At 71.4% G+C, this 18771-nt stretch carries 20 protein-coding genes; 8 read left to right on the forward strand and 12 right to left on the reverse strand.

Annotated elements, in window-relative coordinates; genetic code table 11:
• Positions 1-41 precede the first annotated feature (41 nt).
• Positions 42-2819: a TIGR02302 family protein gene (locus tag FZN60_RS00925; RefSeq protein ID WP_158870112.1), complete on the forward strand. Its 2778-nt coding sequence runs from the start codon at positions 42-44 to the stop codon at positions 2817-2819.
• Between the two features lie 181 nt (positions 2820-3000).
• On the opposite strand, the gene FZN60_RS00930 is transcribed toward FZN60_RS00925, so the two are convergent.
• The 3 genes from FZN60_RS00930 to FZN60_RS00940 form a co-directional block, all read right to left on the reverse strand.
• Positions 3001-3408, reverse strand: a complete 408-nt coding sequence (locus FZN60_RS00930) for a response regulator (protein WP_158870114.1) — start codon at positions 3406-3408, stop codon at positions 3001-3003.
• Positions 3409-3516: 108 nt separating this feature from the next.
• Positions 3517-4059 (reverse strand): hypoxanthine phosphoribosyltransferase, encoded by a 543-nt coding sequence (hpt, locus tag FZN60_RS00935; RefSeq protein ID WP_158870116.1) that lies wholly within the window; start codon positions 4057-4059, stop codon positions 3517-3519.
• Positions 4056-4751 carry a hypothetical protein gene (locus tag FZN60_RS00940; protein ID WP_158870118.1) on the reverse strand — a complete coding sequence of 232 codons (696 nt, stop codon included), beginning with the start codon at positions 4749-4751 and terminating at the stop codon, positions 4056-4058. Before FZN60_RS00940 ends, hpt begins: the two co-directional genes overlap by 4 nt.
• Before the next feature lie 263 nt (positions 4752-5014).
• On the opposite strand from FZN60_RS00940, the gene ftsE reads away from it, so the two are divergent.
• The 4 genes from ftsE (at position 5015) to FZN60_RS00960 (ending at position 8361) form a co-directional block, all read left to right on the forward strand.
• Positions 5015-5674, forward strand: coding sequence for a cell division ATP-binding protein FtsE (gene ftsE / locus FZN60_RS00945; RefSeq protein WP_158870120.1), 660 nt, complete (start codon positions 5015-5017; stop codon positions 5672-5674).
• 5 nt (positions 5675-5679) lie between these two features.
• A complete protein-coding gene (locus FZN60_RS00950) occupies positions 5680-6669 on the forward strand; it encodes a cell division protein FtsX (protein WP_158870122.1) in 990 nt (329 codons plus the stop codon).
• Positions 6670-6747: 78 nt separating this feature from the next.
• Complete coding sequence (locus FZN60_RS00955) at positions 6748-7482, forward strand: YdcF family protein (RefSeq protein ID WP_158870124.1); 735 nt, start codon at positions 6748-6750, stop codon at positions 7480-7482.
• A gap of 84 nt (positions 7483-7566) precedes the next feature.
• Positions 7567-8361, forward strand: a complete 795-nt coding sequence (locus FZN60_RS00960) for a lysophospholipid acyltransferase family protein (RefSeq protein ID WP_158870126.1) — start codon at positions 7567-7569, stop codon at positions 8359-8361.
• On the opposite strand, the gene FZN60_RS00965 is transcribed toward FZN60_RS00960, so the two are convergent.
• Positions 8339-8902: a gamma-glutamylcyclotransferase gene (locus FZN60_RS00965; RefSeq protein ID WP_158870128.1), complete on the reverse strand. Its 564-nt coding sequence runs from the start codon at positions 8900-8902 to the stop codon at positions 8339-8341. The two genes, FZN60_RS00960 and FZN60_RS00965, sit on opposite strands and share 23 nt — an antisense overlap.
• A gap of 165 nt (positions 8903-9067) precedes the next feature.
• Here FZN60_RS00965 and FZN60_RS00970 point away from each other — a divergent pair, with 165 nt between their 5' ends.
• Positions 9068-10087: a DUF2125 domain-containing protein gene (locus FZN60_RS00970; RefSeq protein ID WP_158870130.1), complete on the forward strand. Its 1020-nt coding sequence runs from the start codon at positions 9068-9070 to the stop codon at positions 10085-10087.
• A 4-nt stretch (positions 10088-10091) separates the two neighbouring features.
• Here FZN60_RS00970 and FZN60_RS00975 read toward each other — a convergent pair whose 3' ends face one another.
• The 4 genes from FZN60_RS00975 to pheA form a co-directional block, all read right to left on the reverse strand.
• On the reverse strand, positions 10092-11159 hold the full coding sequence (locus tag FZN60_RS00975; RefSeq protein ID WP_158870132.1) for an FUSC family protein: 1068 nt from the start codon (positions 11157-11159) through the stop codon (positions 10092-10094).
• Between the two features lie 34 nt (positions 11160-11193).
• Entirely contained in the window at positions 11194-12120 is a 927-nt protein-coding gene (locus FZN60_RS00980) for a prephenate/arogenate dehydrogenase family protein (RefSeq protein WP_158870629.1), read from the reverse strand.
• An 11-nt stretch (positions 12121-12131) separates the two neighbouring features.
• Positions 12132-13241, reverse strand: a complete 1110-nt coding sequence (hisC, locus tag FZN60_RS00985) for a histidinol-phosphate transaminase (RefSeq protein ID WP_158870134.1) — start codon at positions 13239-13241, stop codon at positions 12132-12134.
• A 63-nt stretch (positions 13242-13304) separates the two neighbouring features.
• On the reverse strand, positions 13305-14063 hold the full coding sequence (gene pheA / locus FZN60_RS00990; RefSeq protein WP_158870136.1) for a chorismate mutase: 759 nt from the start codon (positions 14061-14063) through the stop codon (positions 13305-13307).
• A gap of 189 nt (positions 14064-14252) precedes the next feature.
• Here pheA and metX point away from each other — a divergent pair, with 189 nt between their 5' ends.
• Both metX and metW read left to right on the forward strand, forming a co-directional pair.
• Complete coding sequence (gene metX, locus FZN60_RS28775) at positions 14253-15413, forward strand: homoserine O-acetyltransferase MetX (protein WP_246726531.1); 1161 nt, start codon at positions 14253-14255, stop codon at positions 15411-15413.
• Positions 15410-16054, forward strand: a complete 645-nt coding sequence (gene metW, locus FZN60_RS28780; RefSeq protein WP_158870140.1) for a methionine biosynthesis protein MetW — start codon at positions 15410-15412, stop codon at positions 16052-16054. Before metX ends, metW begins: the two co-directional genes overlap by 4 nt.
• Before the next feature lie 7 nt (positions 16055-16061).
• Here metW and FZN60_RS01005 read toward each other — a convergent pair whose 3' ends face one another.
• The 4 genes from FZN60_RS01005 to FZN60_RS01020 all read right to left on the reverse strand — a co-directional run bounded on the left by FZN60_RS01005 (position 16062) and on the right by FZN60_RS01020 (position 18722).
• The gene (locus FZN60_RS01005; RefSeq protein ID WP_158870142.1) at positions 16062-16442 is read right to left on the reverse strand and encodes a hypothetical protein; all 381 of its coding nucleotides are present in this window, start codon (positions 16440-16442) and stop codon (positions 16062-16064) included.
• A 64-nt stretch (positions 16443-16506) separates the two neighbouring features.
• Positions 16507-16800, reverse strand: coding sequence for a hypothetical protein (locus FZN60_RS01010; RefSeq protein ID WP_158870144.1), 294 nt, complete (start codon positions 16798-16800; stop codon positions 16507-16509).
• A gap of 62 nt (positions 16801-16862) precedes the next feature.
• A complete protein-coding gene (locus FZN60_RS01015; protein WP_158870146.1) occupies positions 16863-17846 on the reverse strand; it encodes an aldo/keto reductase in 984 nt (327 codons plus the stop codon).
• A 123-nt stretch (positions 17847-17969) separates the two neighbouring features.
• On the reverse strand, positions 17970-18722 hold the full coding sequence (locus tag FZN60_RS01020; protein ID WP_158870631.1) for a class I SAM-dependent methyltransferase: 753 nt from the start codon (positions 18720-18722) through the stop codon (positions 17970-17972).
• Between the last annotated feature and the right edge of the window lie 49 nt (positions 18723-18771).

The raw sequence follows: 18771 nt of genomic DNA on the forward strand, positions 1-18771 counted from the left end.
TAGTGTTCCGCTTGTGATGCGGCACGAACGGAAGCGACGGCATGGCGGCTGAGGATCGGGCGGCAGAACGCGGCGGCACATCGGGGCCGGATCTCGGCTGGATCCGCGCGCGGGCCCGAGCGGCGCTCGTCCTGGAGCGCCTCTGGCCGCTGCTCTTCGGCCTCGGCTGCGTCGCGGCGCTCTTCCTGACGCTCGCCTGGTTCGGCCTCTTCGCCGCTCTGCCCTTCATCGGCCGCGCCGTCGTGGTCGGACTTCTGGCGATCCTCGCGCTCGTCGTCGCGTGGCGCGCGCGCGGCGGTTTCCGCTGGCCGCGGCGGGAGGACGTCGACGCGCGCATCGAGGCGGCGAGCCGGCTCGCCCACCAGCCGCTGCGCACCCAGACCGACCGGACGACGGGCGGCGACGCCTTCGGCGCGGCGCTCTGGCGCGAGCACCAGCGGCGCATGGCCGAGAAGCTCGCCAACCTCACGGGCGGCGCGCCGGAAACGCGCACCGAGCGGCTCGATCCGCTGGCGCTGCGCGCCGTGCTCGCCATGCTTCTCGTCACCGCCTTCGCCTTTTCCTTCGGCTCGAAGGGCGGCCGGGTGGCGGACGCCTTCGTGTCCGCCGACGCGCCGCTGATCGCCGGCGCGCGGGTCGACGCCTGGGTGACGCCGCCCGGCTATACCGGACGCCCGCCGCTCTTCCTCACCGGCGGTGTCCAGCCGGGCGCGCCAGCCTCGCAGACGGCCGACGCCGCTGCGGCCGCGGCCACGAGCGATCCGGCGCGGCCGATCGCGGCGCCCGAAGGCAGCATCCTGTCCGTGCGCATCTCGGACGGCTCGGGCGCGACGCTGACCTTCACGCCCGCCGACGGCACGCCGCCGATCGCCGTCCAGCCGGTCGATCCCGAGGGGGAGACGACGGACGAACGGGTCGCGGGATCGCCGGAGGCCGCGCCGAAAACGCCTGCCGAGCCGCGCCCCGAGACCGCCTCGCGCGACTACGAGTTGCCGCTGAAGGCGAGCGGCACGGTGCGCCTCGCCACGACCTTCCGGGCCCTCGGCGAGTGGCGCTTCGACGTCTTGCCGGATGCCGATCCCGCGATCGATTTCAAGGACCCGCCCTCCGAGGCGCGCAACGGCGCGCTGCAGCTCACCTATCGCGTCACCGACGACTACGGCGTCGGTCGCGGCGGGGTGGAGATGAAGGTCCTGGAGGAAACGGCGCCCGGCGCCCGGCCGCTGCTGCCGCCCCCCGAGATCAAGCTGGCGCTGCCCCGCCGCACGAAGGGGACGGCCGAGGGGCGCACCTCGGCGGACGTGACGAAGAGCCCTTATGCCGGCGCCAAGGTGGCGCTGACGCTTCTCGCCGTCGACGATGCCGGTCAGGAAGGGCGCTCGGCGCCGCGCGAGATCGTCCTGCCGCAGCGCCGCTTCACCGACCCGCTGGCGCGTGCCGTGATCGAGCAGCGCCGCATCCTGGCGCTTGACGCCAATGCCGCGCCGCGCGTCGTCGACATGCTCGACGCGGTGACGCTGCGCGGCGAGGAGTTCATCCGCCGCCCGGCCGATTTCCTGGCGCTGAAGGCGGCGCGCACGCGCATCGCGAGCGCCGCGAACGACGAGGCCCTGGTGTCGGCCGTCGACTTCCTCTGGCAGATCGCGCTCGGCATCGAGGACGGCGACCTGTCGCTCGCCGAGCAGCGGCTGCGCGACGCGCAGGAGAACCTCGCCGAGGCGCTGGAGAACAACGCCTCCGACGAGGAGATCGACCGCCTGATGGCCGAGCTGCGCGAGGCCATGCAGGAGTACATGCAGGCCATGGCCGAGGCCATGCGCAACCAGCCGCCGATGAGCCGCGAGCAGATGCAGGCCGGCGAGATGCAGGAGATCCGCCCACAGGACCTCGAGCGGATGATGGACCGGATCGAGGACCTGGCGAAGTCCGGCTCCAAGGACGCCGCGCGTCAGCTCCTGTCCGAGCTGCAGCAGATGATGGACAACATGCAGGCCATGCGTCCCGGCCAGCAGAGCCAAGGCGGCGAGCAGAGCGCCATGCAGCAGCAGCTCGACAAGATGGGCGAGATCCTGCGCCAGCAGCAGCGGCTGATGGACCAGACCTTCGACCTCGGCCGCCAGCGGATGCAGCAGGACCAGCAGAGCCCCGGCCAGCAGAACCAGCCCGGCCAGCAGGGCGAGCCGCAGGCCGGCCAGCAGAACCAGCCGGACGAGCAGGATGAGAACGGCGAGCCTCAGGCGGGCCAGCAGGGCCAGCAGGGCCAGCGCCCGATGACGGCCGAGGAGCTGGAGCAGGCGCTGAAGCGCCTGCAGGGAGAGCAGGGCAAGCTCCAGGAGGAGCTGCAGGCCATGCAGGAAGCGCTGGAAGGCATGGGCATGCAGTCGCCCGAAGGCTTCGGCGAGGCCGGCGAAGCCATGGGCGAGGCCGAAGGGGCACTCGGCAAGGGACGCGACGGCGAGGCCGTCGGCGAGCAGGGGCGCGCGCTCGAAGCGCTGCGGCGCGGCGCACAGGAGGCCATGCAGCAGATGCAGCAGGCCATGCAGGGCCAGCAGCCGGGTCAGCCGGGGCAGCAGGGCCAGCCCGGGCAAGGACAGATGGGGCAGGGCCTCAACGGCCAGCAGCAGCAGTCCGGCCGCGACCCGCTCGGCCGCGAGCGCCAGACGCAGGGGCCGGACTTCGGCCAGGATGTCGGCGTGCCCGACGAGATCGACACCCAGCGCGCGCGCCGCATCCTCGACGAGATCCGCAAGCGGCTGGGCAACTCGCTCTCGCCGGAGCTGGAGCGGCAGTATCTGGAGCGTCTTCTCCAGACGCCCTGAGCCGGGTGTCGGCGGGAACGGACTCGATCAACGCTTCCCTCGTCTGCCCGCGGCAGGCTAGGGAAAGGCGGCGTGTTCCTGCAGGCTCCGCGACGATCGATATCGAGAGCGCACGAAAAAGCCGGCGGGCGATGTCGCCGGCCGGCTCGGATCGTCTCGGGTGGTGGCGGCCGAACTCCGCTCAGGCGTAGCGGCGCAGGAATTCCTGTTCGTCGGTGTCGCCGCCGGCGTTGATCACCTCGGACACGCGGGCGCGGATGGTGGCGAGCGTGAAGGGCTTCTCGACGACGCCGCGGATGATCGCCGTCAGCGTTTCCGCCGCTTCCTTCTGCTCGGCATAGCCGGTCATCAGGAGAACCGGCAGGTCCGGCCAGGACGCGGCGATCTCGTGGGCGAGCTCGATGCCGGTCATGGCCGGCATGCGGATGTCGGACAGGACGAGGTCGAACGCGCCGTTCGTCTCGATCAACCGATCGAGCGCGTCGGCGCCGTCTTCGGCAGCGGTGACGTCGTGCCCTTCGAGCGCAAGCGCGCGCGACACGAGAATGCGCACGCCAGCATCGTCTTCGGCCACAAGGATTCGTGCCATGCCTCTGCCTCTACCCCAAACGCGACGGGGCCTACGGGATAATCCGTATAGCAGTGGCAGGAAACACTTGCCCGAAGCTGAATGCAACAGATCGAACATAGTTAAATTTCAGGATGCGTCCACCACCCGGCCGACGAACGGCAGCTCCCGAAACGCGTGTCCGACGTCCATCCCGTAGCCCACGACGAAGTGATCGGGGCAGACGAAGCCGACATAATCCGCTTCCACCGCCGCCTTGCGCTTGTGCAGCTTGTCGAGGAGCACCGCGATCTCGACCGAATAAGCGCCGCGCGACAACATGAGGTCGCGCGCATAGGCGAGGGTCCGGCCGGATTCGAGAATGTCGTCGACGAGAAGCACCGAGCGACCCGCAACCTCGCTCTCGATGTCGCGCAGCACCCGGACCGATCCGCCCTCGGTGCCCGCCCCGTAGCTCGACAGGGAAATGAACTCGACCTCGGGTGCGAGGCCCGCCTCGTGCAGCGCGCGGATGAGATCCGCCGCGAAGACGAAGGACCCCTTGAGAACGGAGATGACGAGGAGGTCGCGGTGCTCGCGCGCGGCGATCTCGCCGGCCACCCGCCGCACCTCGGTCCGGATGCGGTCCTCGTCGAACAGCGTTTCGATGCGCCGGCCACGAACCTCGATCACGACACGGGCTCCCAGAAGCCGAGGTCGAGCGTGCCGCCGGCGACCGCGCCCTTGGGGACCGCGACCATGGTCTGGAAGCGCAGCACCTCGCCGGGGCCGAGCGGCCGGGCGAGCGGGACGACGGGCTTGGCGCGCACGACGCCGTCGGCGGCCGACAAGGAAAGCTTCAGCGGGGGCACGGCGGCGGGCGCCTTTCCAGCGTTTCGGATAACTCCTTCAACGGACAGGACCTCGCCTTCGTTGCGCGCGCCGACGCGAGCGACGACCTCGCTGACCGTGACGCCGCCGCGCGACATGTCGGCCGCGTGGAGCGACGGGGCCGAGGGCATGGCGGCGAAGGCGACGGCGGCCATGGTGACGAGGCCCGCGGCCGCGCCGCCGACGAGCGGCAGGGCACCGAACCGCCGCGTCGACCGGTTCTGCGCGGGAACGGCGGATGAGGGCCGGGCGAACAAGCCGGAAAAGATGAGGTCGCGCGACTCTTCGCGCGGCCGGCGGGGCAGGCGGGCCGGGCCGGCGCGCCCGTCCGTCGTCGGCGCGGCGGCAGGGGCCGCGGCGAGCGCGAGGCGCGGGCGGCGCGACACGAGAACGGCTTCGCCGTCGATCACCAGGGGCGCGGGAGCGCGCCGGCCGCGGCGGCCGAAGGCCGGGCGAGCGGCCTCGGGCTGGTCGGATGGATCGGCGTGGCGCATGGGGATCTCCGTCTGCGTCGGCTCGGGGCGTCGTCGGGGCGCCGCCGCATTCGCGCTCTTCAGACAGTTTTAAGAAAACAGGGTTAACGGATCCTTGAGCCGCGGCACAGATCGGATCCGCGGGGCGCCCGGCCTCAAATCACCACAGTCGGGCGTGACAGGAGGCCGGGAACGCGCCGCGCCGATCCCATGCCCGCCGGGACTGGCACGAGGCTGGCGCCCGGCGCGCCGCGCGCCTGATCAATGGCTTGGATGGAGGTCGGGTGATCCGTTTCGAGAATGTCGGCCTGCGCTACGACATGGGCCCGGAGGTCCTGCGCGACCTCAGCTTCGAGATCCAGAAGAAGTCGTTCCAGTTCCTGACCGGTCCGTCGGGCGCGGGCAAGTCCAGCCTCCTGCGCATGCTGTTCCTGGCGCTCAAGCCGACGCGCGGGCTCATCACCGTGCTCGGGCGCGACGTCGCGACGCTGAGCCGCGCCGATCTTCCCTCGATCCGCCGGCGCATCGGCGTCGTGTTCCAGGACTTCCGCCTCCTCGACCACATGACGACCTACGAGAACGTCGCTCTGCCGCTGCGGGTGCGCGGGCGCTCGGAGGACAGCTACCGGCAGGACGTCGTCGACCTCATCCAGTGGGTGGGGCTGGGCGAGCGCCTCCACGCCTATCCCGTGGTCCTGTCGGGCGGCGAGAAGCAGCGCGCGGCGATCGCCCGCGCCCTGATCGACCGCCCGGACGTGCTTCTCGCCGACGAGCCGACCGGCAACGTCGACCCGCCGCTCGCCCGCCGGCTCCTGCGCCTCTTTATGGAGCTGAACCGGTCGGGCACCGCCGTCGTGATCGCTACGCACGACCTCGGCCTGATGGAACAGGTCGAGGCGCGGCGGATGGTGCTCTCCGACGGCCGTCTCGCGGTGTATGACTGATGGCCATGAGCGAGATGTCCCTCATCGCCGGGCGGTTCCTGCGCGAGCGGCTGCACAAGCTGGTCGGCCGACGCGGCGAGCGCCAGACGCCGATCGTGCCGCCCGCCAACGTCGCCGGCCAGGCGCTCGTCACGGTGATCGCGATCATGACCTTTCTCGCCAGCCTGACGCTCGGCGGCGTCATGCTCGTGTCGGACGCGGCCTCCTCCTGGCAGAGCCAGATCGCGCGCGAGATCACCATCCAGATCATGCCGGCCGACGGCCTCGACATGGCCGCGACGCTGTCGCGCGCCCGCGCCGCGATCCTGTCGCAGCCCGGCGTCACCGGCGCGAGCGTGCTCGACGACGCGGCGACGGGCCGGCTCCTGGAGCCCTGGCTCGGCGAAGGGCTCGACCTCGACGAACTGCCCGTGCCGCGCCTCGTGATCGTGTCCATCGACGAGAGCGCGCCGCCCGACTTCGCGGCCCTGCGCACCCGCCTCCAGGCCGAGGTGCCGCAGGCACGGCTCGACGACCACCGCGCCTTCGTCGACCGCCTCGTCGCCATGGCGCAGGCCGTGGTCCTGGCCGGCCTCGCCATCCTAGGCCTCGTTCTCGCGGCGACCGTCCTGACCGTGGTGTTCGCCACGCGCGGCGCCATGTCGGGCAACCGGCAGATCATCGAGGTCTTGCACTTCGTCGGCGCGCAGGCCGGCTTCATCGCCTCGCAGTTCCAGCGCCACTTCCTGAAGCTCGGCCTCGTCGGCGCCCTGTCGGGCGGCGCGGCGGCGCTCGTCGTCTTCGCGGTCGTCGGCACCTGGACGCGGGCCAACGAGGCGACGCCGGAGGCCGACCAGATCCGCGCCTTGTTCGGCTCCTTCGCCATCGGCTGGTCGGGCTACGCGGCGATCGTGGTGCTCGTGGCAACCGTGGGGGCGCTGACCGCGTTGACCTCGCGGATGACAGTCGTGCGCCAGCTCGCCGCGATCGACATGATCTCGCCGGTGGAGAGCTGAGCGACTTTCTCCATCCGTGTTGAGGATTGATTCACCAAGAGCGATCTCTAATCCCGAGGAATGGCAAGAACGCTTCACATGGATGGTTGGCACGAGGCTCCGCCGGCGGGCGCGACGCGCCGACCCGCATCCGGGAACCGCAGGGCCGCTTGGCCCGGTCGGCTCCTCGCCGCCGCGCGTCGCCTCGCGCTCGTGACGGCGGCGCTCGCCATCCTCGGCGCGGGCTTCCTGTTCGGCGGCTTCCTGCGCTTTGCCGAGGAGGTCGCGCATTTCTCGCAGCCGACGCCCCCGGCCGTGTCGCGCGCCGACGGCATCGTGGTTCTGACGGGCGGCGCGCTGCGGCTCGACGCCGCCTTCGATCTCCTGAAGCAGGGACTGGCCGACCGCCTCCTGATCTCCGGCGTCAATCCCGGCACCAGCGTCGACACGCTGGCCCATCTCACGCGCACGCCGCGCGAATGGTTCGACTGCTGCGTCGACGTCGACTACGCCGCGCTGAACACGATCGGCAATGCCGAGATGGCGGCGCGCTGGGCGGCCTCGCGCGGCTTCGACGAACTGATCCTCGTCACCAGCGACTACCATATGCCGCGCTCGCTCTGGGAGTTCGAGCGCCTCGGCACGGTGCGCAGCCTGACGCCCTTCGCGGTGACGCGCCCCGATCTGTGGAGCGAGCGGGAGGGCCCGAGCAGCACCGGCCTTCGCGTCCTCGTCACCGAATATGCCAAGCTCGTGCTCGCGCGCCTGCGCTCGGCGACGGGCATCGTGCCCGATCCCGCCCGGGCGGTCTCCGTCGCTCAGCTCGCGCCCTGAAGCCGGCTTCGATCTCAGACTTTCCAAGCGGGCCCGCATCGGGGTAAGCAGGCGCCCGGAAACGGGGGCAGGGGCACGAAGCAGTTGATCGGAACGAAGCTGCGCTCGGTCGCCTTCAACACCCTCTTCTACGCGAATCTCTTCGCCCAGCTCCTGTTCTGGAGCCCGGTCTTCTTTCTCGTGCCGGAAGCCGTCGCCTGGCGCATCGTCAAGAACTGGGCGCGCTCCTCGCTCTGGCTCCTGCAGGTGATCGTCGGCGCGCGCTCGCACGTCGCGGGCACCGAGCGCATTCCGCACGGAGCGGCGATCATCGCGGCCAAGCACCAGTCCTTCTGGGACGTTCTGGCGCTCCTGCCGGTGATCGACCGGCCGACCTTCATCCTGAAGAAGGAGCTGATGCGCGTTCCGATCTTCGGCTGGTTCGCGCGGCGCATGCGGATGATCCCGGTCGACCGGAAGAAGCGCGGCGGCGCCATCGCCTCGATGCTGGAGGGCGCGCATCGCGCGATCGCGGACGGGCGCCAGATCGTGATCTTTCCCGAAGGCACCCGCACCCGGCCGGGCGCCGAGGCGGACTACCGGCCCGGCGTCTTCCGCCTCTACGAGGCGCTCGGCGTGCCGGCCGTGCCCGTGGCGGTGAATGCCGGGCTCTACTGGCCGTCCGGCACCTATCTGCGTCAGCCGGGCGTGGTGCGGGCCGAGGTGCTGGAGCCGATCCCGCCCGGGCTCGACCGCGCCGCCTTTCTCGACCGGCTGCGCCGCACGATCGAGGCTCACTGCCTCGGCCTCCTGCGCCGCGCCTACGACGAGCGGCCGGAGCTGCCGATGAACGAGGCGGTGCGGGCGAAGCTGCGCGTCAGGCAGGCGGCGGAGGACTAGCCGCCCCCGCGCCGGGCACGTGCGGCAGGCGCGACACGACGTCGTCCAGCCAGCGGTCCGCCAGTCCCATCGCCTTCAGCTCGGCATGCACCGACACGACGTATTCGACGTTCGGTCCCGAACGCCCATGCGAGCGCGCGACGACAGTAGCCGCCTCGTCGGCGGCGAGCTTCCCGGCATATTGCGCGTGGCCGCGATCGACCACGAAGGCGACGGCGTGGACGCGCCTGCCGTCGGCCAGGAGAACGGACAGGACGCGCTCCTTGTAGACGTTGGTCGGCAGCTCGCGCTCGCGCAGATAGGCCAGGACCGGCTCGCGATGCCGCGCCTCGACGCGAAAGGCCATGCCGACGCAGGCGCCGCCCCGGTCGAGCCCGAAGACGAGGCCCGGCCGCTCCGGCGTGCCGCGATGCACGAAGGAGCGCACGCAGAGCGCACGATGGAACCCCGAGAGGCGCCCCTTCAGCGATTCGGAGAAGTCGAAGCCCGGACGCCAGATCAGCGAGCCGTAGCCGAACACCCAGAGATCGTCCGCCGTCACCCCTTGCCCCCGTTTTCCGCGCGGATCCTCGCGCGCCGCGCCGCTTTTGCCCTTGATCCGCGCCGCCTCGCGTTGCAAGCCGGCGCGGGACACCGGACCGGGTGCCGCTTCGACCGAGGGTCGAGCGGCGTCCGGCGAGCGCGACCGTGCAGAAAGGACCGTTTGATGACGGCGTCAAGCAAGGGGAACAGCGGCGCGCGGCGCGCCGTCCTCGTCGTCGGCCTCGTGGCCGTCGTTCTGGCGGCTCTCCTGACGGGCGCCTGGTTCTACGCCGCGCGCGAGATCGACCGGCGCACGGGCGAGGCGATCGCGGCGGCGGCGGCCAACGGCGCCACGATCGACTGCGCCGGCCGCGAAACCTTCGGCTATCCCTTCCGGATCGGGCTGTCCTGCTCGGCGGTCGGCGTCGACGCCCCGAGCGCGGAGCTGCGGGCGACCGGCGGAGCGCTGCGCACGGCCGCGCAGATCTACGATCCCGGCCGCATCGTCGCCGAACTGGACGGCCCGCTCTTCCTCGACACGCGCGACCTGCCGCCCCTGGACCTGCGCTGGGAGCTCGCCCAGGCCAGCCTGCGCTTCGGCTTCGGCGGCCTGCAGCGCGGCTCGCTCTCGGTGCGCGCCCCGGACGTGGCGCTCGCCCAGCCGGCGGGAGACCGGCTGCCGGTGGCCGTCGCCGATCGCTTCGAGCTGCATCTTCGCGGGGCGGACGGCAATCTCGACTTCGCCAGCACCGATCGCGGCCTGCGCTTCGTTCTGCCGGCGCTGGCGAGCCTGCCGGCGATGGAGGCGAGCTTCGACCTGTCGGTGACGGGCGCCGAAGGCTGGCTCGCGAGCGGCATGCCGCGCGGTACGGCGCGCGAGGTGCTGGGCGGGCGCGAGGGCGTTCTGCGCTCGGCGCGGGTCGACGCGGGCATGGCGGGTCTCGAACTGTCCGGTCCCTGGCGCGTTTCCCCGGACGGGCTCCTGTCGGGCGAGTTCCGGCTGGCCATCGCCGAGCCGCAGCAGGTCGCCGACATCATCGCGGCCATCCTTCCCGACTTCGCGCCCATCGCCAATCAGACGGCGTCGGCCGTCGGCTTCTTCGGGGTGCGCGAGAACGGCCGCTCGGTGCTGCCGCTGACGGTCAAGGACGGCGCCGCGACGCTCGGCGTCGTGCCGCTCGGGCGCATCCCGCCGCTGGAATAGAGCCTCAGGCCCGATCGTCGGCCGAGCGGCGCCAGGGCAGGCGACGCGGGGCGAGGCCGGCGCCGAGGAGCGCCACGGCCCCGCCGAGAAGCGTCGCCGCCAGCCGGTCGACGTCGGTGCTGAGAACCGGCGCGCCGGCGAGAACGGTCAGCATGAGGGCGGTGACGGTGATCGCGCTGGTGAGCACGGCGTAGCGCGCCCGCTGCAGCCCGAAGGCCGCTCCGGCGGCGAGAACGACGGTGGCCGCGAGGAGCCAGGGCTGCCCGGCGAACATCAGGGCAAAGCCGGTGGCGAGGACGAGGCCGGCGGTCGTGCCGGCGAGGCGCTCCAGGCCGCGCCAGCCCGTGTCGCGCAGGCCGGGCTTGAGGACGATCAGCGCGGTCGTGGGCGCCCAGTAGGCATGCGAGAGGCCGAAGGCGTGCGCCGCCGCCAGGGCGCCGCCGACGCACACGGCCGCGCGCAGGCCGTGAAGCCCCGTGTCCCGCCACGGGGCGGGCGTCGCGGGTGCCGGCGCCACGAGCGCGGGCGCCCCGAAGAGGCGCATCGCCGCCAGCAGCAGCGCGCCCTGAACCGCGCCGCCCGCCCCCACCAGCACCGCCCGGTGCATGGCCGCCGCGGTGTCGCCCGCGAAGTGGGCGGCGACCACGAGCGCGATCGTCGCCTGCAGGCCGATCCACCAATAGGTCATGTTGCGCGTCGCCAAGGCGCCGGTGGCGCCGCCGGCCAGGCTCACGAGCACCAGTTCCGGGATCGGCTGGCGTCCGGCCAGCGTGCCGGAAAAGGCCGCGAGCGTCATGGCGACGGTGGTCAGCACCGGCATGGCCCAGCGGCGGCCGGCCACCTCGCGCGACGCGGTGAAGCCGACCGAGAAGGCCGAGCCGGCCAGGATCGAGGCGGAGAGAATGTCCGAGCCGAGAAGCCCGCCACCCAGAAGTAGCGCGATGGCCGGCATGGCGAGAAGGGCGCTTCGCCAGTCGAAGGACACGGCGCCGGTGCGGCCGGGGGATGCTCCGGTCGGCGGGATCGCCGGATGGCCGTCCTCGACCCCGCGCTTGTCTCCGCCCTTCACCATGACGCGCCCGCCCGCCGGCTCATCGGGCCACGGCCTAGCCAGCGCCCGGGGCCGGATCGCCGGTGCCGCGGCCGAAATCGGGCTTGGCCGTGTCCTGGCCGGCCTCGATGACGCCGCGGCGAATGGCTCTCGTGCGGGTGAAGAGGTCGAAGAGCGCTTCGCCGTCGCCCCAACGGATGGCGCGCTGGAGGGAGGCGAGATCCTCCGAGAAGCGGCCGAGCATCTCCAGCACGGCCTCGCGGTTGTGGAGAAAGACGTCGCGCCACATGGTCGGGTCGGAGGCCGCGATGCGGGTGAAGTCGCGGAAGCCCGAGGCCGAGAACTTCACGACTTCCGACTGCGTCACCGTTTCTAGGTCCGCGGCTGTGCCGACGATGTTGTAGGCGATGAGGTGGGGGACGTGGGAGACGATCGCGAGCACGAGGTCGTGGTGCTCGGGCGTCATCACCTCGACGTTGGAGCCGCAGGCCTCCCAGAAGGCGCGCAGCTTGGCAACCGCGGCCTCGTCGATCGGCTCGACCGGGGTGAGGATGCACCAGCGATTGCGGAACAGCGCCTCGAAGCCGGCATCGGGGCCGGAATGCTCCGTGCCCGCGAGCGGGTGCGCCGGCACGAAGTGGACGCCCGGCGGCAGGTGCGGACGCATCTGGGCGATCACCGAGCCCTTCACCGAGCCGACGTCGGACACGATGGCGCCCGGCGAAAGAGCGTCCGCGAACTCGGCGGTGACGGCGCCCGAAGAGCCGACGGGCACGCAGAGGATCACGAGGTCGGCGCCGCGCACCGCGTCCGCCGCCTCCATGTGGTAGCTGTCGCCGAGCCCCAGCTCGGCCGCGCGGTCCAGCGTCGACTGCCGCCGCGTGGTGATCGCGACGTGGCGCGCGAGCCTGTGGGCCTTGGCGTTGAGGGCGATCGACGAGCCGATGAGGCCGATGCCGACGAGCGCCAGGCGCTCGAACATGAAGCCGTCGCTCACGAGCGTCCGCCCATGAATTCGGCGAGCGCGGCGACGACGCCGAGATTGGCCTCTTCCGAGCCGATCGTCATGCGAAGGGCGTTGGGGAAGCCGTATCCCTTCACGTTGCGCAGGATGAAGCCGCGGCTTGTCAGGAACGCGTCGGCCGCCGCCGCCGTGCGCCCCTCGGTGCCGGCGAAGTGGATCAGGAGGAAGTTGGTGACGCTCGGCGTGATCCGGAGGCCCAGCGCTTCGAACTCGGCCGTCAGCCGGTCGAGCCACAGCCGATTGTGCTCGACGGTGCGCTCGACATGCGCGCCGTCGCGCAAGGCCGCGGCGGCGGCGGCGATGCCGACGGCGTTGAGGTTGAACGGCCCGCGGATGCGCTCGACGGCATCGGCGACGGCTTCCGGCGCGTACATCCAGCCGACGCGCAGCGCCGCCAGGCCGTGGATCTTCGAGAAGGTGCGCGTCATCACGACGTTCGGGCTGGTCGCGACGAGCTCGATCCCCGCCTCGTAGTCGTTCTTGCGCACGTATTCGGCATAGGCCGCGTCGAGGACGAGGAGCACGTGGCGCGGCAGGCCCTCGTGCAGGCGCCTGACCTCCGAGAAGGGGATGTAGGTGCCCGTCGGGTTGCCGGGATTGGCGATGAAGACGAGGCGCGTCCGGTCGGTGACGCGCGACAGGATCGCGTCGACGTCGATAGTGGCATCGGTTTCCGGCGCCTCGACGGCCTCGGCGCCCGCCGCGAGGATCGCCGTCCTGTGCAGGAGGAAGCCGTGCGAGGTGTGGATGCCCTCGGTGCCCGGCTCGAGATAGGTCGAGGCGAGGAGCGTCAGGAGCTCGTCCGACCCGTTGCCGCAGATGATGTTGCGCGGCGAGAGGCCGTAGCGCTCCGAGATCGCGGCCTTCAGCGCGCTCGCCTGCCCGTCGGGGTAAAGCTCCAGGTGCCGCACGGCCTCGGCCACCGCCGCCGCGACGGCCGGGGAGGGGCCGAGCGAAGTCTCGTTGGACGACAGCTTGTGCAGCTTGACCCCGGCCGGCGCCGCGGACTTGCCGGGAACGTAGGCTTCGATGGCGAGGACGCCCTTGCGGGGGACGGGCCGGGGAGCAGGGCTCGACATGGGACGCGGATCCTTCGACGCGAAACGGCGCCGGGGCCCGCCCGTCCGGCTTCGGCCGGCGTTTCAGGCGTTCAGGCGCAGAGGTGCCGCATAGCCCCCGATGGCGCGGATGTCGAGGTCGGCCGCCGCGAGGCGCCCCGCCGGCGCGGCGACGAGAACCGAGCCGCCCTCGCTTCTCGCGATCACCTCGGCGCCCTCGGGAACGCGTCCCCCCGGCGCGGCGAAGCACTCGATCTCGAAGGGCACGGGGTCGGCGAGGGGCGGGCTGAGAACGAGGGCGGGCACGCCGGCCTCGCGGCCCCGGCTCTCGAAAAACGGCAGGCGGGCAACGACCTGCACCTCGCCGAGGCGCTCCCACCAGGGCTCGGCGCTCTCGCCGAGGAGCACGAGGCCGAGCCGGTCGGTGCGGCCCGTCAGCGCCTCGATCACCTCGAACGCATTCGCGCGCAGGTGCAGGGGAACGGAGAAGCCGCAGGTGAAGCGCGCCGCCTCGACCGCCGCGACGGGATCGGGGCCGGTGGAGGCCACGACCTCGAAGGGCGCCTGGAGGGCGGTGAAGGTCGAGATGATCTCGCGCCACAGGTGCTCGACGGCGGTCAGCGGCAGGTGGCCGCCGTGGCGCGCGGCGAGGCGGCGCATCATGTCGGCCTCGCGGCCCGGGCGGAAGGCGGCGCCGGACGAGGCGGTGCCCTTGGCCTCGATCAGCTCGTCGATCACGCTCGCGCGCTGCATCAGGAGGCGGTGGACGCTCTCGTCGATGGCGTCGATCTTGGCGCGCAGCTCGGCGAGCTTGGCCGGATCGGCCGTTCCCTTCTCCGCCATGTCGCCCCCGCGCCCCCCGCTCGCCTCGTTCTCGGACGCGGATGGTTTAGCCTCGGGCCGGGGCGGCTGCCAAGCCTTGCCTTGCTCTGCCTTGCCGTGTTGCCCTCCCATGCCAGGAGGCCTACACACGAGCCCGACGAGGCCGACGCCTGCGGCCGCAGAGTTTTCCGAGTTCTTCCCGCCATGACGATGAACCCCGCGCGGCGCGCGATCAACGCCGAGGGCGCGCCCGACCAGATCGCCGAGTTCGGTCCCGACGAGCCGTTGAAGCTCGACGCCGGCTACGACCTTTCGCCGCTGCGCATCGCCTACAACACCTACGGCACGCTGAACGCCGAGAAGTCGAACGCCGTTCTCGTCTGCCACGCGCTGACCGGCGACCATTTCGCCGCCTCGCCCTCGCCGGTGACGGGCAAGCCGGGCTGGTGGTCGAGCCTGATCGGGCCGGGCCTGCCGATCGACACGAACCGCTTCTTCGTCATCTGCTCCAACGTCGTCGGCGGCTGCATGGGCACCACCGGCCCGGCCTCGGTCGACCCGCGCACCGGCGAGCCCTACGGCGTGACGCTGCCGGTCATCACGATCCGCGACATGGTGCGGGCACAGGCGATGCTGGTCGACCGGCTCGGCATCGACACGCTGTTCGCCGTCGTCGGCGGCTCGATGGGCGGCATGCAGGTGCTGCAATGGGCGGTGAGCTATCCGGAGCGGGTCTTCGCCGCGCTTCCCATCGCGACGGGCGCGCGCCATTCCTCGCAGAACATCGCCTTCCACGAGGTCGGGCGCCAAGCCGTGATGGCCGACCCGGACTGGGCGGGCGGGCGCTACCTGGCGCTCGGCAAGCGGCCGGCCAAGGGGCTGGCCGTCGCGCGCATGGCGGCGCACGTCACCTACCTGTCGGAGGCCGCGCTCACGCGCAAGTTCGGCCGCACGCTCCAGGACCGCGACAAGCTCGGCTTCGGCTTCGACGCCGACTTCCAGATCGAGAGCTACCTGCGCTACCAGGGCACGACCTTCGTCGACCGCTTCGACGCCAATTCCTACCTCTACATGACCCGGGCGATGGACTACTTCGACATCGCGGCCGACTACGGCGGCAGCCTCGCCGAGGCGTTCCGGGACACGACGACGCGCTTCTGCCTCGTCTCCTTCACCTCCGACTGGCTGTTTCCGACCGAGGAGAACCGCGCCGTGGTCCACGCGCTGAACGCGGCGGCCGCGAGCGTGTCCTTCGTCGAGATCGAGACGGATCGCGGCCACGACGCCTTTCTGCTCGACGAGCCGCACTTCTACGCCGCCGTCGACGGCTTCCTGTCCTCGGCGGCGCGGGCACGGGGGCTCCAGCCGTGAACGCGCCGGTGCCGACCTCCGAGATCGTCGTCGAGCCGGCGAGCGCGCGCGTCGACCTCCAGATCATCGCCGACCTCGTCGAGCCGAAGACGCGCGTCCTCGACATCGGCTGCGGCGACGGGGCGCTCCTGTCGCTGCTCCAGGCCCGCAAGGGCATCGACGGGCGCGGCGTCGAGATCAGCCAGGGCGGCGTCAACGAATGCGTGGCGCGCGGGCTCTCGGTGATCCAGGGCGATGCGGATCGCGACCTCGTCTACTATCCCGACGGCGCCTTCGACTACGCGATCCTGTCGCAGACCATCCAGGCGACGGAGAACCCGAAGCTCGTTTTGTCCGAGCTCCTGCGGATCGGCCGGCGGGCGGTGGTGTCCTTCCCGAACTTCGGTCACTGGTCCGTGCGCGCCTATCTCCTGATGCACGGGCGCATGCCGGTGACGAAGAGCCTGAGCTATTCCTGGTACGACACGCCCAACATCCATTTCTGCACCATCCGCGACTTCGTCGCCCTGGTGGACGAGATCGGGGCGACGGTGGAGCAGGCGGTGGCGCTCGATGCCGCCGGCCAGCGCGTGGGCATGCGCCTGCCCTGGGGCTTCTGGAACCTCTTCGGCGCCCAGGCTGTCTTCGTGCTGCGGCGGTGAAGGACGTTCAGCGCGCGCGAAACAGGACGAAGGCGACGAAGGCGCGCCGGTCGGCTTCGGGAGCGGCGAGGAAGTCGGCGATGACACGCTCGCAGCGGTCGATGTCATCGATGACGTCTTCGAGTGCGAAGGCGTGGGCAGGATCGTAGTCGGCAATGTGCCGCTTGGCTTGGATGAGTGGAACCGTGTCGGCGAGCCCTCTCATCGTAGGCGGCAGGCGCCGCAGGATGCTCGAATTGATGCAGGCGCTGCGTAGCGCGCCATGATCGAGCCCGCGGTAGGCGAGGCGGTGCGCCTCCCGCGTCAGCCCGTCGGACACGTCCGGCATGACGGCATCGCCGCAAGCCGCCGCTATCGCGTGGAACAATGCGTAATAGGTCGTGCTCACCGCCCGTCGAAGATCCGCATCCGTGGGCGTGGCGGACACGAGGCGGCGCGCGGTGGCGATCAGCTCAAGCGGCAGCAGGAAAGAGCTTCCTGTATTCGGACACCGGGTTGAAGAAGCTGACGGGGTAAGCCGGATCGCCCCAATCGTCGAAGGCGAGGCGGAGAGCCAGACTGAAGCTGACCTGTCCCTCCGGATCGAAGGGCATCGCCCCGTCCTTCGCCACGAAGCGCACCCAGACCACGGGATCTCCAACGTGGTCCTCGTCGCGCTTGCAATGGACCTCGATGATGGTGCCGGGTCCGTAATGCGCGTCGGCCATCGCCTGGATGCGGGCTTCGAGCTCGGCTTCGCTCAGCATGGCGCTCTCCTGCAGATGATCGCGGCGGGGACCATAGCACGGCCCCGCCGTGGCCGTAACGATCAGAGGTTGAGCGTCTTCATGCCCGCTTCCGCGTAGCGGGTGCCGTGGATGGCGTCGGGGCGGAAGGCGGCGTCGAGCTTGTCGAGGTCGGCGGGCGAAAGCGTCACGTCGATCGCGGCGGCGTTCTCTTCGAGGTACTTCAGGCGCTTGGTGCCGGGGATCGGGACGATGTCCCGGCCCTGCGCCAGAACCCAGGCGAGCGCCACCTGGCCGGGCTTGGCGCCGTGGGCGCTCGCGATCGCCTCGACGACGGCGACGAGGTCCTGGTTCTTGGCGAAGTTCTCGCCGGAGAAGCGCGGAGAGGTGCGGCGGAAGTCGTCTTCGGCCAGATCGTTCTCCGACTTGAAGCGACCGGTGAGAAAGCCACGGCCGAGGGGCGAGTAGGGGACGAAGCCGATGTTCAGCTCCCGCAAGGTGGGCAGGATCTCGGCTTCCGGCTCGCGGCTCCAGAGCGAGTATTCCGTTTGAAGTGCGGCGATCGGGTGGACGGCGTGGGCCCGGCGGATGGTGGCGGGCGCGGCCTCGGACAGGCCGAGGAAGCGGACCTTTCCCTCGCGCACGAGTTCGGCCATCGCGCCGACCGTGTCCTCGATGGGCACGGTCGGATCGACGCGGTGCTGGTAGTAGAGGTCGATCGTCTCGACGCCGAGGCGCCTCAAGCTGGCTTCGCAGGCCGACCGCACGTAGTCCGGCTTGCCGGAGATGCCGAGGCGCTCGCCGTTGGGGCCGCGTACGTTGCCGAACTTGGTGGCGAGGACGACCTTGTCGCGCCGGTCGGCGACGGCGCGCCCCACCAGTTCCTCGTTGCGGCCGACGCCGTACATGTCGGCGGTGTCGAGGAAGGTGACGCCGAGCTCGAGGGCACGGTGGATCACCGCGATCGACTCGGCCTCGTCGCCTTCCCCGTAGAATTCGGACATGCCCATGCAGCCGAGCCCGAGGGCGGACACGGTGAGTTCGGGACCGAGCTTGCGCTGTTCCATGATCGAGATCCTTCCTGTCGGAGGTCCCCGGTCGCCAAGCGCGCGAGGCTGGACGCGACGAGCGGCGAGGGCGGGTGACGCGTGCCTAGATAAGCGGGAAGGCCCCCGCGTCGAGGCGGATGCTCAGGAGGGCTTGCGGTTCAGCGCCGAGGCGCCCTGCGGAACGAGCACCGGCTTGACGATCCGCAGCCGCTCGCGCTTGGCGGCCGGCACGGCGAGGCCGCGCGAGACGAGCTTCAGCGCTTCCATGACGACGAGGCCGGAAAAGGCCGGCCAGAGGCGGCGGCCCGTGCGCTCCACGGCGGAGGCGAGGCGCAGGAAGCCGCCGCGCCGGAAGGGCGGAAAGAACAGCGCGTCCGACCAGGCCGAAGGCGCGAAGGCGGCGTCCTTGAGGAGGCGGGCGAGCTGCCCGCGCGAATAGGGCCGGCCGGAGCCGAAGGGCGTGTGATCGAAGCGCGCCCACAGACCGCGCCGGTTGGGCACCACGACGACGAGCCGGCCACCGGGCGCGAGGACGCGCCAGACCTCGGAAAGCAGCTCCTGCGGGTGCTCGGCGAATTCGAGGGCATGGACGAGAAGGATGCGGTCGAGGCAGGCATCGCCGAGCGGCAGGCAGTCGAGCCCGACAAGGGCGGTCTGCGAGGCGCCGCGCGCCGGCCAGCGTAGCGCGCCCTGCTGGGCCGGCATGAAGGCGAGGGCACGCTCGGCATCCGGGCCGAAGCGCTCGAGGTAGGGCAGGGGATAGCCGATGCCGAGGAGCCGCTCGTCCGGCACGAAGGGCCAGAGTGGCCGCAGCGCCGCGCCGAGCGCCCGCGACGCCAGGCCGCCGAGCGGCGAGGCGTAGAAGTCCCTGATGTCGACGATGTCGGCGTTCAGGGCGGTCGTCACGGGTTCGGGCGGGCGCGCGAGCATCGCGCCGATACCT

It is taken from the genome of Antarcticirhabdus aurantiaca, from assembly GCF_009765365.1.
In the GTDB taxonomy this organism is placed as follows: Bacteria; Pseudomonadota; Alphaproteobacteria; order Rhizobiales; family Rhizobiaceae; genus Antarcticirhabdus; species Antarcticirhabdus aurantiaca.